The following is a 15,924-nucleotide window of genomic DNA, read 5'->3' as shown; positions in this document are numbered from 1 at the left end:
GCAACAACTAATAAAAATAAGCATTATACACATATAATATAATAAATGAGTTAAAAGAGAAAAATGGAGAGTGTGCAACAATTATTGTGTTTTAGGATAATTGTTATGGGCACTTTAATTCAATTTTAATTTTATATTCTATTTTTTAATTTAGATTTATTGTCTTTTTATTGTTTGTTAGTTCTTTTTGTTCTATGTTGTGTATTTTTACTATGTTTTGTGCTGTGGCCATGAGTGTTTGTTGCATTTTTGCGTTGTTTACTCCTAGTAGGTGGTATTGTCTGTATTTTAGTGTGTATTTGTTGTATGCGAATCGTGGTTCGACCATTGGCATTCTCTTCTTGTATTGTGCTTGTCCGTTTGGTGTTTCGAATTTATAAGCCAGTAGTTCTTTGGCATCACTTGTGTAATCTGTTATTACTTTACCTGTCATCTTGTTGGTTAAGCAGATCTTTTTGGATGGGCATTTGCTGCATTCACTGGTGTAATATATTATTCTGTCCGTGTATTTTCCAGGGTAAACTTGTTTAACAGGTAGTATTTTGTTTTCTGGACAGATGTATCCGTAGTTTTCTTCGTCTTTTATCATGTTATGTTTTCCGTATCCGTCTTTTTTGTTATTGTTGGTTTTTCTTTGGCTGTTTCGTCTTAGACAATCTTTTTGTTTGCCTGCTTGTTCTCTATTTGGCATTAATATGGAGTATTTTCCTTCTTCATAGATATCGTGTACTGTTTGGTTGGTGTAGTATCCGTTATCGGCTAGTATATCCATGTTTTGCATTATTTGTTCTGATTCTTCATTTGTTAGGTTTAGGGCGTTTTGTAGGTTTGTTTGTGTCTGGTTTATCATTGGTATTAGTTGTTTTTGGTCGTTTCCATCTGTGGTTACGTCTACTGCTATTATTAGTCCGTTTTTGTTGTCTACTACTATTTGTTCGTTGTATCCGGTTTGTGTTATTCCTTCTTTGTTGGGACTTTTACGTGCTTCTGGATCTGTATAATTAACGGTATTTTTACCACTCTTTTCTAGTTCTGTTTTGCATTTTTCTAGTTTTCTTATTTGTTTGTATGCTGTTTCTGGGTGTTCTATGGCTTGTTTTAGTATTTGTTTTCCACAGAAGTTTAAATCATTTTCATCGATTAGTTCATACATTTCTTCGTCAAATTTGCTCTCATCATGCTCCATACTGTTTTTCATCGGTTTATTACGGTAAATATCTAATGTTTGTTGTTCTTCATCCACTTCATCTTGTGATTCTTCGTGTTTTATTTTCTTTATTGTTTTTGGTTTTTCATCTGGTTTAACTTTGATATTACGTGCTTCTCGTAGTGCTTCTTTGATTTGTTCTTTGGTATTGTTTGTATTTTGTACGGTTTTGTTTTCTCGGTTTTCTAAAGCTTTATTTTCTTCCATATCCGTAATAATGCCTTTACGGATGATATGTAAAAGTTTTAGTACATCTTCATTGGTTAAATTATTATATTTATTGGCATATGCTCTTGTTTTACTTCCATCAATGCTGATGCTGTCTAAATCAATTAAATTTTTGTTATGTCCATAATTGATTGTTTCAAGAAAAATTTTTTCTATAATCTCCTTGTGTTCGCGTTTAAAAGCTGCGATAGTGCTGAAAACAGGGGTTTGAAATCCAGCCAAATACATAAACACTATATTCTCACGAACAATACGTTCCAACTTACGACTACTATGAATAGAATAAATAGTACCCAAGATAATGATACGAACCAACATGGCCGCAGGATAAGCCTTCTGACCAGGAGTATCAACATACTGAAAATCAATCTCACTAAAATCCACACAATTCACAAGCTTTTCAATAAAAAAACAAACATGATCATCAGGAATCATAGTACGTATATCCTTAGGTAACAAAAATGTCTGACCAATAGTATCTTCTTGTAAAACCATAAATAACAAAATCATTAAATTCAATTCTCTATATAATATATTTATACAACCTTATATATAAATATACCTAAAAAACACAATTAATAAGTAAAATAAAAATGAATACAAAAAATTTATAAAAAAATAATTAAAATCAAGGAATTATAATAAAAATAAAAAGATTTAAAGTATAAAAAAAATAGTTATATCTGAGAGTTGTCGCACACCCTCTCTCAAAAACAAAAAAAATATTGATTAACATATTATTGAAAGTTTAATTAATATTGAGAATAATCATTTCTTCTTGGAATAATATTTTAATTATTTCAATAATTTTTTGTGATGAATTAACATAATATATTATACGATAATTTCCAACCCTGTATCTTCTACATTTTGGACATTTATTACTTTTTAATTGGATATTATCAGCATTATATGGATCTATTTGTATATTGTACAACCCTTCCTTAATTTTTTCATAGAGCTTCTTGTTTGATTTTTTAAAATGTTTTAAATCTCTTTTTTGCTCTATTAGTTTGAATTAAAGTATACTGCATTTTTAATCGTCATCCATTCTATCTAGTTCATCATCAAGAGTATCCAAATCTAATTTGCTTGTTCCAGAGTAATCACCCTCTTCTATTTTTCTTATACATTCATTATAATAAGATGCCTCTTCATCAGAAAATTCTTCATTAGATACATATTTGGAGTCGATTAACAATTTATATATAACATCATCAAAATTTTGAGTTCCATTACTTATTTTTGTTAGTAATTGATGAACTTCATCTGATATTTGAATTGATTTCATAAACATAACTTCCATTTTTTTAATTATTTTCGAATTAAATAAATTGCTTGGTAAAGAGTTATATTTTTAAGAATATATATAATTTTTTATCATTTGTGAATTATTCTTTTTCGTCTAGTGTGTAACATTGTTGTCTTTTTGGTGTGCTTTTTTTTAGTTGGAATTTGATGATCTTCTTTAGGAGTTCGTTGTCTAGTGTAGTGTTTTCATATTCTTTGATTAGTTGTTTGTATTGTTCTGTTCGTCTTAACAGGTCTGCTTTATTACTTTGTAATTGTCGGTGTTTTGTTTGTTTTTGATTTTTTTCTGCAACATTTATTGCTTTTTATCTTGTTATTGTTGATCTTTTTGTGTCTTGTGCATCATCACATGTCCATGCACATTGAGTATTGTATAATATTCGTTCTTGGTTCATTTTTATCATTTTCCTTTAATGTGGTGGATACGTAGTGTGTGTTTTGTTGTATTTTTTTTTGATTTTAATAATTGTTTGGAATAATATTTTAGTATATGTTTTTAATTATTATTTTATGTTATATCTTGTTTTATTTAATATGGTGAATTATTATTAATATTTATGTAAAATATAGTTCCGTGTTTTTATATTTGTATCATGTTATACATAAATATGGAATATTTTTTAGTAATTTTTATATAGTAAAATAATCCAATATTTTATTATAGTACAAGAGGAGAAAGATATGATGAATAGTAGAAAATATTTACAAACTAACCTATGGACAACAGACATACGAAAAAGGGACAAACAACAATGCTTCATCTGTGGATCAAGAGAAAGACTCCAAGTACACCATATTTATGGAGTAAAAGACTATGGATTTCTATTCTCAGACATATCCAATGGAATAACATTATGTGAAAAATGTCACTGCAAATACCATCAGTTATACCAGGAAGTAAACCCATACACATGGAGCCAATTCCTATTGAAAAATGAATGGAATGCCACGAGCATATCAATAAACTATGATAATGGAACAGTAAGAGAATTCCCATTATACCCCACTCGAAAAGAGATGAGTACAACCAAGCCATTGTTAAACAATAACATAAGAAACACGATAATACATGTTGTGCAGACAAGTGGATTTGATAATGGAGTAACACCTATTGACTGGGTGAACATGCTTATGGAAGATGTTTATGGCATAGAATCAGTTGAAACAGAGGCTGAAGTACAATACCTTGTTAAACGAGAAGTTTTTGAGAAAGTAGGAAAAAGAAACATACGAATGGCAGTATAAATAGGGGTGACAGGGCTTATGGAAAAAGATACAATATATTCTGGAATTATAGGAGCTGCAGTTGCTGATGCACTGGGAGTACCCTATGAATTTAGTTCACGTAGCAAGATGAAAAAACATCCTGCAACTACTATGACAGGCCATGGCATGTACAACCAGCCCGTGGGAACATGGAGTGATGACACATCATTAACCCTGGCAACAATAGACAGCATAACAAATTCAATAAACCTTGAAGACATGATGGAGAAATTTTGTCAATGGTACCTTGAATCAAAATACACAGCAAATGGAGTGGTATTTGATATAGGTGTAACAACACGGGAAGCATTGATAAATCATATTCAGTACAATATTAGAGCAACAAGGTGTGGATTAAACGGGAAACGAGATAATGGTAATGGTTCATTAATGAGAATACTGCCAATAACATTATATAATCATGCAAAAGAATTAACAATGAAAGAACAGATAAAACTTATAGATAGTGTATCTTCATTAACCCATGCACATCCTATAAGCAAGGCATCATGCAACATATATAACATGATTATACAGGAAATACTTAACAATAAGGAGTGTGACTTAAAAGAATTAATTCATAGAGGTATTGACAGATCAAGAAGATATTATGAAAACAGTATGTATCCCTGCTTTGAAAACTTATATAATCATGTATTAGAGTGTGAGGAAGATGAACTATTTAGTATGGGTTACGTGGTTAATTCTTTAGAGGTAGCTGTATATTGTTCATATCATTCCAGCAGTTATTCTAGGTCAGTTCTTAAGGCTGTGAATTTTGGAGGGGATACTGATACTAATGCTATGATTACTGGCGGATTAACCGGATTATATTATGGAATAAGTAGTATTCCATGTGAGTGGATGAAAAAAACTGCTAAAATTGATTTTGTGAAAAGTTTATGTGATAGGTTCTATGAAAGCCTCTGATACCATTATTTTTTTATAGGTAATGTGATGATTTTTTTAGTGATTGTGTTATGAAAGTTATTTAAAATATTAATAATATAAGATAATAATAAACAAAAAAATAGAAGAAGTGTTAAACCCATGAAAGCCGAGGAAGATGAAATATATAAAATAATATCAATATGCTTAGATTCAAATGCTACAATAATAACCAATTGCATAAACAGACTAAAAAAGTATGATCCAGAAAAACTAACAACTTACAATAAAATTCTTAAAGAAGATAACACATCTATAAAGGATTTAATAGAAAAAATTGTGAAAGAACCTGATGAAAATGATGATTTTTCCAAGTATTCTGTGATTAATAATAAACTGTTCTATATTACCATGTTATACATGGAACTAAATTTGAAAAAGGAATATGAAGAACGATTACTTGAAAACCTCACCGAATCATTTATCAAGGAAGAAAACATAGAAATTACTCCCGAAGAGAAAAATGAAATAATAGAAGGATTAAAAGAATATTTAAAAGAAAACGATAAGTTATAAAAACCTATAATATGTGTATTTAGATAATTTTCTTATATAATAAAATAATTGTTTGAAGGTTAATTAGAGTGTTGGCCAAAATTAATTTTTCGAAAAAGTACAAAAAAATTTTCCAGATTTAATACTCCTATTTTTCATAATTTTTAATATAAATTCTTTATATCATATACCTCCAATAAATAATTTATCATATTTTATACTACTCATAATAATATTTTCTTTAGTTATATAGTTAATTATTTAATTAGTAAAGTTTATATAATTTCTCGTACATATTTTATATTAGAAATTAGTTGTATTGGTTATTTTATTTATGGTTTCAATTAATAATGATATTGCACAGAGTGAATTGGTGTTTAATACTAAAGATTATAATGTTCCTCTTGATTATAAGGCTCGTTTTTTTGTTGATTTTATGGAAGAATTTATGGATGAATGTGGAATTAAACATTGTGAAAAAAGTGTAGGTAGAACTTCGTATAGTCCTCGTTCTATGTTAAAATTGATTGTTTATGCTAAAACTAATCATGTGAGTAGTTCTGAAGAAATTGAAGATTTGGCATTGTATCATGATATGTATAAGTATGTGTGTGATTATATTACACCCTCATCACGCTCAATTAGAAGGTTTAAAAAAGATTTTAAGCATATTTATAACGAAATATAAGTGATGATGAGGCTAAACTGATTGAAAAGGAATTTTATAATGTTTTGATAAATTGGGCGTGTTGATTATTATATCAAGAAATTAGTCTATGAATTTTTTCTTTAATATTTTTTTAACAAATAGCATAATAAATTTAATATGAAAACTTCCGAAATTTCCGTAAGATATAATAATTTTGTATTAAATGAATTTTTCAGATTCAATAATAAACTTTTCTGCTTGATTAATTTTTTGTTTTGCTAGTCTTTCATCAATACGATCTATAACATTATAATCTGCTTCTTCTTTTAATGATTGTGAAGTAGCTAAATATTTATACATATTATAATCAAAGTCATCTTCATGAACATATAACTCTGCTAAACTCTTGAATTAAACTTTGATGAGTTTTTCCAAATTTACAGTTTTTTTTTAATTAATAATGCTTTTGCTGATAAAAACATTGCATAATATGATAAACTAACTGAATCAGAATAACCTTTATTTTCATATAACACTTTACTATTATTTAATTTTTCGTTTTGCTTAATTCATTAATGCGGTTATTTCATCCAATTATAACACCATCCTTTAGGACATTTGTTAAAAATGTGAAGTTTTTTGTTTGGTTAAACAGGTCTTCATCCATAATGTGTGCTGAAATTAGTTCTTGTTTATCATACATAATCCATGCTATTTCATCATCAATAATATTTTGAATTTTTTCTCTATGGTTACTTATTATCAATATATCTATATCTGAATCTTTTTCATCTTCTTTACGAGCTACTGAACCAAAAAGTATAATCTTTTTAATGTATTCTGATTTGATTTTTTCTGCAAATTCTTTAGCTATTATAAATCGGTCCTGCATATATTGTCCCCATATCTTCTTAGAATATATTATGTTTTATTAGTTATACATTTATTGTATAGTTTATTTCAGGGGGGAAGGTTTTTCTTCGTTATAGACATATGTATCGAATTGGAAAAAAAATGTTTAAATGTTTTTTCATCCTATTTTTTTAGAAATTTCCATTGATATCTTAATTAGAGGATTAATGATTGATGCTAATGATGGCGTGTAAGAAAATTCTTTTTGAACAAGTTCATCACATTTCAAGTTTTCTGTTATTACAAATGATAAAACATCAATTTTAGATGAAAGGTCACATTTAGATATCATTTGACAGCCCACAATAGTACCGTCACATTTACATATCATCTTAATATATAAGTTATTATTTTCTGGGTAATATCTTGCTTTTTGCTTTGTATCCATGGTTTGTGTTACAACGGGCATTCCTATCATGTTTGCAAATGATTCTGTTATACCACTTGATGCATAATAGTAATTTCCTACCTGTGAGACAACTGTATTTACAACAGGATTAAAGGTTATCTTGTTGCCTGTTATATTTTCTGCTAGAATCATTGCCTGACGAACTGCTGTGGTTGCTGCTGGTGAATATGTTTGTGTATCTGTTATATGACTTTTTACTTCTACACAATCACCTATAGCATAAATATCTTCTACGCTGGTTTCAAGGTATTCGTTTATTTTAACTGCAAAATCTCCAATTTCACAGCCTGCTTGTCTGGCTAGAGTGGTGGATGGAACTTTAATGTTTGGTAATATGATTACATCCGCGGATATGATCTTATCATTATAATGGATTTCTTTCTTAGAGTCATTGGTTGTGATGCATTTTATATGGGCATTTGTTTCAAAGTTTACTCCCTTATTTAATTCTACTAGTTTTTGTGATATTTCTTCATCAAGGAATAATGGTAAAATATTTGGTGATTGTTCTAGGAATGTTACATTATATTCTTTTTTTGCTAATTCGTATGCACTTTCAATACCAATAGATAAGTTTGAAATGAATATTATCTCTTTTTTATTTTCGATTGATTTTTGAATATTTTTTCCATCAGTAATAGTTGTTAATGGATATATATTGTTCATATCATCTATGTCAAACTCGGGAGTTATAATATCTGATCCTGTAGCTAGTACTAATTTATCATATGTAAGTGTTTTTGTTTTTTCCTCTTCGTCATAAGTTATGGATTTATTTGCTGAATCTACACTTGTTACTTTGGTTGATAGATGAATTTGTATGTTCTTTTTTTGATAATAATCTGCATCATGCATTATTATATCATCAAATGATTCTATGCATCCTCCGAGAACTAATGGAATGGCACATGGGGCATATGCTATTTCGTTATGTTTAGTAAATACTATTATTTCAGTTTTTTTATCTTTTTTTCTTATATTTGATGCTAAGGTTAATCCTGCAGCACCTGCTCCGACAATAACTATACGCATTATTTACACCTGAGTAATTATACTGGTTTATTTATCTTTTTAAGCATAAATATTTTGCTAATACAGATTCTTCGTTATACGAATAGCTTATATATGATGATTATTTGTTATGTAACTTGATAATGATAAAGACTAGTTATAATACCGTTAATACTTATATTATATTATTAACCAAGATAATTGCTTCGTCATGAAGTGTTTTAAGTCATTTTATTTAATTGAAAATATGTGAGTATATTTTGGTGTTTAAATGTTTTTTATGTTAAATCATTCATGAATTCTGTAAAAAGTGAATATAAATCTATGCCATTATTTGATTATTATGTAATTATTCTATGATTAAATACTTATTACCTGCAGGTATCTGTTTTGGACAATATTTAACATAAGCGGTTTATTAATTGAATTATAAAGTGTTATTAGTAGTAATTTATTGTCTTTGTTCCCACTCTGTTAGAAAAAAAATATTTATTGTATTAAACATGGAAATCCTTTCTTTTTGTTCATTTATTGACTATAATAATTATAAGGGCAAAAAAAAGTGGGGATACTTTATTGGAGTCAATGTTAGTTAATAAAGTTTAGGGAGAATGGGAAAAATTCTGGTTATAATTATATTTGTATTGTATTATGTTGTCTGCTTCATTTTTTTTTGAAGTTTACTCTTTTATCGGCTATTGTGTAGCCGTAAGCATTTTTTTTTAGTCCGGGTATTTTATATTATTCTTTGTTTAGGGACTTTTATTGTTAGTTCAGGTTTTGTCACTCTTGCTGTTTTTATGTTATCAAGTTTTTTCTTGAGGGTTCACCTTTAGTATTTTACTTCTTGATTACCTTTTGCAGCTCTTATGGGTGAGTCTGAAACTAATATCATTTTATTCAATCATATATTTTTTTCTTGTTTATTATCTTCAACCAATACCCATGATTTGGAGGTAATTCTTTCCCATCTCTACTTCTTAGTTTGTAAGAGTTCTTATATAAAGGTTTTTGAGTGCAAACACTTATTTACATCGTTAGAATAAGAAATAAATAATGATTATTGGATATTTTATAAATTAATTAAAAAAAAGTGTATAATAGGGGAGGAGTATGTTCTTAGTCATAATGGCCATAAATATAACTTCCCCTACTTGAAATACCACGGAAGGAACCACCAGACTCTTTAGATGATATCCTGTTCTGAACATCCAATTCACTATCCCACTCCACAGCACTTGCAGTATCCCTATCAATATCTTTTAGTCTTTGTTCCTGAATATAACGATAGAGTTGTTCTTCATAATCAACAAAGTACTTTTCCTGTTCAAGTGTTAAATTATCATAAATATGTAATGCTTCAATTTTTGTCCCATTATTTAAGGTAATTGTTTCAGAATCTGGCATATAATAATTTTCTCCACTACTTCTGTACCGTGTAAGGTTAAATCCATCTTTTAAATCGAATTTACCCTTGGTTGTATATGCTATTGCACGGGTCAGATCCTTGTTCATTCTGTAGGTACTGCCTGTATTTGTATCATTGAATGTGGAGTATTCCAGGCCGGCATCTCCATCATATTTTGTTGTGTTCTTATCATTATATACAAATATGAAGTCTGTTGGTGTTATGGAATAGTTTTTGTACCTGACTACATCCCATGTGTTGTTCAGGTTAGTTGTGTTGAATGTACCATTTGTTAATGTGTTGTTTACTACATTGAAGTCTCCCATAACTTCTTCCGGTTCTTCTGTATTATATGTATGGACCGTGGTATTATGGGATGGAAACATGAAAACTGCTAAAAATAATTTTACTATTAATAAGCAGCAACAGGGTATTGCATTAGTTGTATCACCCATTCTTTTCACCTCTATATTCTTATTTTATACTTTTAATATTTCTTTTAATCCTAATAAAGTGGGGGGAAGAAAAGAGAGTATTCTAGTTATAACGGCCAAATAGGTAGCCACCGTTACTAGTGTAACCATGGAATGAACCACTGGTTTTACTTTTTGAAGCAATACGGTTACTGACATCTAAACCAGTATCCACTTTTCCCGTCCAGTAAGTATTCTCTTCAAGAGCCTTTATCTCCTTTTCCTGATAATAATTCACCAGTTGAGTCTGGTAATCATCAAAATACGTCTTTTGTTCCCTTGTTAAGTCCTGATCTATACTTAATGGTTTAATAACTGTACCATTTTCTAATCGTATTTCTTCGTTTATCTTATAAAAATCCTCTGGATCTTCGTATTGATTACCCGTATTACGGTAACAGCTTGTTGAGAATTTTTTTATGTCAAACTTATACTTTGTAGCAAAAGCTATACCTCTCACCAAGTCTTTACTCATATGATAACAGCAGCCTTTACTATCATTAAACATAGCATAACTTAGACCTGAATCGCCTTTATACTTTTGTGAGATGCCATCATTATAAACATAAACAAGATTGGATACTTCAACAGTAACATCCCTCCTGGAATCCCAGTTACGTGTCAAGTCAGTTGTATTATATGTGCCATTAGTTAACACGCCATTTATTACCATCCAATCACCTGGTGGAGCATCATTATATGCACATACGTTTGTCATTAATAATCCGGTAAATAATAAACATAATATAATTTTAAAACTTTTCATAATACCATTTTCACCCCTTTTAATACTTAAAATAAAGGTTATTACTCCTTTTACTTTTTTATTAGCTAATTTATATATATTCATTTACTTTTTATAAATACCTATAATTTTTATTAACATTAGCAAATATTCCTTATTGTGTATTTTTAACAAAAAAAGATAAGTATATGCTATTAATAAATAATAAAAATAACGAATAAAGAAAGTATGAAATGGAGGAGTGAAAATATGGGCTTCTTTAAAGATGGAATAACAATATTCGGGGGCTGCATAGGCCTAATACTACTACTGGTAATATTAATGTTTGCAGCATCCTACATAACGGACCTTGACTTCAACCCAGTAATAGACAACAACACAACAATAGAACTCAACAATGTAACAATAACAGTACCTCAATCAAACAATACCATTACCAATAACTCAACAACACTCAGTTACTATAACTTTAACACTGGAGGAGATTACAGTTTAGAGATGGACAAAGTAGATAACTTTAACACGAAAGGAACAGCACACGAATACCATGACACACAAAACGATATCAACATTATGGTAATTGACAAACAAAATCTTCCATACATGGACAAATACAAAGATGGAGAACAAGTAGACACCATAGATGGTGAAGGAAGATATTTCCAGCAAAAGAAGACAATCAATGATAAAGTTGTGATTGTATGGGTATACCAGGAACATGGAAAAGGATTATCACAAAAAATAATAAACAGCGCCAAATTAGCAAAAAATACTATTTTTAAATAAAAGAATATTATACGTCTCGAATATCTAACAAGCAGATATTAGAACTATAAAACAAAAAAAAATCATACTAAAAAAAACAAGAAGAACTAACACTTAAGGACCAAATACAAGAAACAAGACAAGACATATACCACAAGATAATACTAAACCTAATAGAACAGAAAAACAACCCAACAACACAACTTCTAGTTCCATGTTAACAGTATATATAACAACCAAGAAAACAAAGGAAAAAAACATTAATTATTTCTAGAAAATAGTCTGCTTATATAAAAATAATAAAAAAAAATACAAACAGACTAAAAAAACTAATTAAATATAAATAAAAATAGAAGCAGATATAAATAACACTTAAAAGTAAAATTACAATTTACATTAATTAAGATTACTAAAAACAAGAAGGAGGAAAAGAAATGAGGATAAATAAAAAAATATTCATAGTCTTACTATCAATAGTACTCATAGCATCATTAGGAATACTCAGTGCAAATGATCTAAATGACACAGACACAACAACAAACACCATAACAAAACACACAACATCTGCTAATCCAACAATAGAAAAAACAAAACAAACCAAGGACACAGTAAAAATAAATAATGAAACAAATTCTAAGAAATACATCAACAAAGATTCTAATAATTATGAAAAAAAAGCATTTAAAAATTTAGTTAAAAATAATAACAAAACATTAAAAGAATATAATTATGGATACACAGTTACTGTACCCTCTAAAACTGATTATGAAGGTTATGTGGATATAACTGCTTCAGTTAGAGATTATTATGGAAATCCAGCTAATAGGGAATATGTAGAGTTTTCTACTAACGGAAGAACTTTAGGATATAGCTATGTTGAAAATGGAATAGCTTCAATTAATATTAAATTAACCGAAGGAACTTATAACATTATAGCCACATATGAAGATCGTTATAGTGGTACTGGTATTTTAACTATAAAAAAAGATTCATATTCAAGTTATGAAAATGAATATGATTATACTGATTACACACAATATACTCCTAAATATGATATTACTTTCCCAGATCAGACTGTCTATACTGGCGAATATTGTACAATTTCTATCAACATAAAATATGGTAATGTAAATGTTGAAGGAGGTACCGTTAATTTCCAATTATCCGATAAATTTATTGCTCAAACTAACGTAAAAAATGGAATAGCTAGCATTAAATGTAGATTTATCAATGAATGTTACGGGCAATTAAAAGCCATATATACTCCTAGTATATACAATAAGTATGGTGGTACTACAATAGCATATGCCTATTTAAATGTCATAGCCAATAGTTATAATTACAATTCAAATTATAACAATAAAGATACCTACAATTCAAACTATAATTATAATGATGACTATTATTACAATACCAAAACACCAACCAAAACAACAGTAAATACTAGTACAACAGGTAATGAAATACCATCCTCTAAAATCAGCATAACATACAATGAAAAAACTTACAAAAACAATACACCCAAAACACCAACAAAGATTACAATCAATAAAATAAAAACAGTAGAATTCTCAGACAAAACACTGATAACAGGATCATATAAAACCAGCAAGGGAACACCATTAAAAAACACAGTGATAACACTAAACATCAATGGCAAACAATACAAGACAAAAACATACAGTTCAGGAAACTACTTCTACAAATACCAGACAAACAAAGTAGGAACCAACACCATAACAGCAACATTCCCAGGAAACAATAAATACAAAGCAGCAAGCACAAAAACCACATTTAAAGTAACTAAAAAAGGAACACGTGTAAAACTAAACTACATACCAACAACAGCATACTCTGATAAAGTAACCATCAAAGGAAAATTCACGAACAACAAAGCAAAAGCATTAAAAAGTGCAACAATTATCCTGAAAATAAACGGAAAAAAATACACTACAAAAACAGACACCCGAGGAGAATTCACATATAAATACCAGACAAACAAAGTAGGAACCAACACAGTAACAGCATACTTTAAAGGAAACGATTACTACAAATACAACTCAACAAATAAAACATTCACAACAACAAAGAAAAAAACAACATTAACAATAAACAATATACCAAACACATACTATACTGATACTGTTGAAATACGTGGAAAACTATTAGCTAATGACAAACTAAACGGCAAATCCATAATCTTAAAAATTAATGGCAATACTGTAACACGAAAAACAAACAAGGATGGTATTTATACTTATGAGTATAAAACTAAAATACCTGGAAAAAACAATATAGTTGCAACATTCAAAGGAGATAACTACTACCAAATGGCAAAAACCAGTAAAACTTTCAAAGTAACTAGAATGCCAACTACATTATATATGGATAACTATTCCATTGCAACTATAGGAAAAAAGGAAACAATAACTGGAGAACTATACAATAATAATAATGATCCACTAAAAAACACGAAAATAAACATATACTATAATGGAGCTAAAAAAACCGTCAAGACAAATAAAAAGGGTTACTTTAGTTACACATTCACAGCCAAAAAAGCTGGAAAAAACAAGCTAACAGCACAATACATAGGAACAAACAAATACATAGGATCAAAAAAATCAATAACAGTTGATATAAACAAAATGAGCACATACACATCATTATACCAATCAGTTTATGATAAAACAAATAAAATAATATACATTAGTGGTGCTGTCTATGATGAGCAAAACAATTACCTGAAAAAAGCACCAGTCACAATTAATATTAACGGAAAATATTATAAAACAACAACAGACAACTACGGATACTTCTATTATCAAGCCAAACCTACAAAAGCAGGTACAAACACGATAACAATAACATACCCTGAAAATAATAAATTCTTAAGCTCATCATTCCAAACAACAATCGATATACCAATAGTAAAAGCTACAAAAATAACCCTGGACTCAATATCAAAAACCACACTAGGAAATTACGTAGACATAACAGGACAATTCACAGACAATAATTATAATTCCCTTAAAAACAGCAACATAGTATTAACAATCAATGGTAAAAATTATAACACTAAAACTGATGAATATGGATACTACTATTACTCATATAAAACCACAAAAACAGGAACCAACAAAGTAACAGCAACATTCAAAGGAAATACTAACTACAAAGCATCATCTATAACAAAAACATTCACAGTAACAAACTACAATACAGTTGAATTATACACTCACCTACTTACTGGACCATACCCTGAGGATAGTAAAAGAGTGGGTGATGATATCTTTACTGCATGGTATCAGTTAACTGACAGACAAAATGAGAAAGGAGTTCATATTTTTGTAGAGGATTGTTATGCTAGCGATATGGGTGATCCACCACATAATTTAATAGTTGATGCAACATTCTATTTCAAAAACAATGCGGGAAAAATAATTACCAAAAAATTTGAAACAGGAACCGGAGGCAGTATGTATCATAGTTTAGTATCCGGTTACACTCCATATAAAGTCGTGGCAGAATATCGAAAAATGACATCCACAGAGAAAAATAAATGGAATAATGGATATGGCTACAATCCTAAAACAAAAAAATGGTTCTCATATTACTAAGAATTCCTTTTTATTAACCCCCCCCTAAGTTCTTTTTTTAAATATTATTTTTTTCATATCCCCCACAATAATACAATGATACTATAGTATCTACTAAATTCCATAATAAACTACTAAAATAAACAAAAAACACAACAAATAAACTTAATAAAACATAAATAACATAACAAAAGACACAAAAAAAGAAAACCAAATAAAAGGAGGATATAATATGAAAAACAATAACCTCATAATATTAGGAATAACTGCACTAATAATTATCATAATAGCATCATACATAGGATTCGGACTACAAACTACAAATAAAAACAACACAACAAACAATACAATAAACATAACACTAAACGATACAAACAACACCACAGCAAACAACACAACCACAAAAACAACAAAATCCACAACAAAAAACAGTAAAACATCAGAAAAAAATCATCCGAGGAAGAATATGGAACATACATAAACGATGAATACGTAAGC

16 protein-coding genes are annotated in these 15,924 nt (G+C 28.9%); 7 read left to right on the top strand and 9 right to left on the bottom strand.

The genetic code is table 11. The features are described 5' to 3' along the window. Positions 1-145 precede the first annotated feature (145 nt). The 3 genes from PXD04_RS16335 to PXD04_RS16330 form a co-directional block, all read right to left on the bottom strand. Positions 146-1,930 carry an IS1182 family transposase gene (locus tag PXD04_RS16335; RefSeq protein WP_323735884.1) on the bottom strand — a complete coding sequence of 595 codons (1,785 nt, stop codon included), beginning with the start codon at positions 1,928-1,930 and terminating at the stop codon, positions 146-148. 253 nt (positions 1,931-2,183) lie between these two features. After that, a complete protein-coding gene (locus PXD04_RS23405; protein ID WP_409988282.1) occupies positions 2,184-2,444 on the bottom strand; it encodes a type II toxin-antitoxin system RelE family toxin in 261 nt (86 codons plus the stop codon). Between the two features lie 27 nt (positions 2,445-2,471). After that, a complete protein-coding gene (locus tag PXD04_RS16330) occupies positions 2,472-2,726 on the bottom strand; it encodes a hypothetical protein (RefSeq protein ID WP_323735883.1) in 255 nt (84 codons plus the stop codon). A gap of 701 nt (positions 2,727-3,427) precedes the next feature. Here PXD04_RS16330 and PXD04_RS16325 point away from each other — a divergent pair. The 4 genes from PXD04_RS16325 (at position 3,428) to PXD04_RS16310 (ending at position 6,143) form a co-directional block, all read left to right on the top strand. Continuing rightward, the gene (locus tag PXD04_RS16325; protein WP_323735882.1) at positions 3,428-3,991 is read left to right on the top strand and encodes an HNH endonuclease; all 564 of its coding nucleotides are present in this window, start codon (positions 3,428-3,430) and stop codon (positions 3,989-3,991) included. Positions 3,992-4,009: 18 nt separating this feature from the next. Beyond that, positions 4,010-4,942, top strand: coding sequence for an ADP-ribosylglycohydrolase family protein (locus PXD04_RS16320; protein WP_323735881.1), 933 nt, complete (start codon positions 4,010-4,012; stop codon positions 4,940-4,942). A 120-nt stretch (positions 4,943-5,062) separates the two neighbouring features. Further along, positions 5,063-5,476 carry a hypothetical protein gene (locus PXD04_RS16315; RefSeq protein ID WP_323735880.1) on the top strand — a complete coding sequence of 138 codons (414 nt, stop codon included), beginning with the start codon at positions 5,063-5,065 and terminating at the stop codon, positions 5,474-5,476. Positions 5,477-5,789: 313 nt separating this feature from the next. Further along, on the top strand, positions 5,790-6,143 hold the full coding sequence (locus tag PXD04_RS16310) for a transposase (RefSeq protein ID WP_323735879.1): 354 nt from the start codon (positions 5,790-5,792) through the stop codon (positions 6,141-6,143). 180 nt (positions 6,144-6,323) lie between these two features. Here PXD04_RS16310 and PXD04_RS16305 read toward each other — a convergent pair whose 3' ends face one another. The 6 genes from PXD04_RS16305 to PXD04_RS16285 all read right to left on the bottom strand — a co-directional run bounded on the left by PXD04_RS16305 (position 6,324) and on the right by PXD04_RS16285 (position 11,083). Further along, entirely contained in the window at positions 6,324-6,464 is a 141-nt protein-coding gene (locus PXD04_RS16305) for a hypothetical protein (RefSeq protein ID WP_323735878.1), read from the bottom strand. Positions 6,465-6,541: 77 nt separating this feature from the next. Continuing rightward, positions 6,542-6,673 (bottom strand): HEPN domain-containing protein, encoded by a 132-nt coding sequence (locus tag PXD04_RS23400; RefSeq protein WP_409988281.1) that lies wholly within the window; start codon positions 6,671-6,673, stop codon positions 6,542-6,544. A 17-nt stretch (positions 6,674-6,690) separates the two neighbouring features. Next, positions 6,691-6,996 carry a nucleotidyltransferase domain-containing protein gene (locus PXD04_RS16300; RefSeq protein ID WP_323735877.1) on the bottom strand — a complete coding sequence of 102 codons (306 nt, stop codon included), beginning with the start codon at positions 6,994-6,996 and terminating at the stop codon, positions 6,691-6,693. 138 nt (positions 6,997-7,134) lie between these two features. Next, a complete protein-coding gene (locus PXD04_RS16295) occupies positions 7,135-8,457 on the bottom strand; it encodes an FAD-dependent oxidoreductase (protein ID WP_323735876.1) in 1,323 nt (440 codons plus the stop codon). 1,098 nt (positions 8,458-9,555) lie between these two features. Then, positions 9,556-10,299 (bottom strand): hypothetical protein, encoded by a 744-nt coding sequence (locus PXD04_RS16290; protein WP_323735875.1) that lies wholly within the window; start codon positions 10,297-10,299, stop codon positions 9,556-9,558. An 82-nt stretch (positions 10,300-10,381) separates the two neighbouring features. Beyond that, entirely contained in the window at positions 10,382-11,083 is a 702-nt protein-coding gene (locus tag PXD04_RS16285) for a hypothetical protein (protein WP_323735874.1), read from the bottom strand. A 228-nt stretch (positions 11,084-11,311) separates the two neighbouring features. Between PXD04_RS16285 and PXD04_RS16280 the strand changes: the two genes are divergently transcribed. From PXD04_RS16280 to PXD04_RS16270, 3 genes are all read left to right on the top strand, one after another. Then, entirely contained in the window at positions 11,312-11,848 is a 537-nt protein-coding gene (locus PXD04_RS16280; protein WP_323735873.1) for a hypothetical protein, read from the top strand. Between the two features lie 413 nt (positions 11,849-12,261). Further along, entirely contained in the window at positions 12,262-15,447 is a 3,186-nt protein-coding gene (locus tag PXD04_RS16275; protein ID WP_323735872.1) for a hypothetical protein, read from the top strand. A 211-nt stretch (positions 15,448-15,658) separates the two neighbouring features. Continuing rightward, positions 15,659-15,907 (top strand): hypothetical protein, encoded by a 249-nt coding sequence (locus tag PXD04_RS16270; RefSeq protein ID WP_323735871.1) that lies wholly within the window; start codon positions 15,659-15,661, stop codon positions 15,905-15,907. The last annotated feature ends 17 nt before the right edge of the window (positions 15,908-15,924 follow it).

Source organism: Methanosphaera sp. ISO3-F5 (assembly GCF_034480035.2).
Lineage (GTDB): Archaea > Methanobacteriota > Methanobacteria > Methanobacteriales > Methanobacteriaceae > Methanosphaera.
This window is presented reverse-complemented; position numbering and strand designations above follow the sequence as displayed.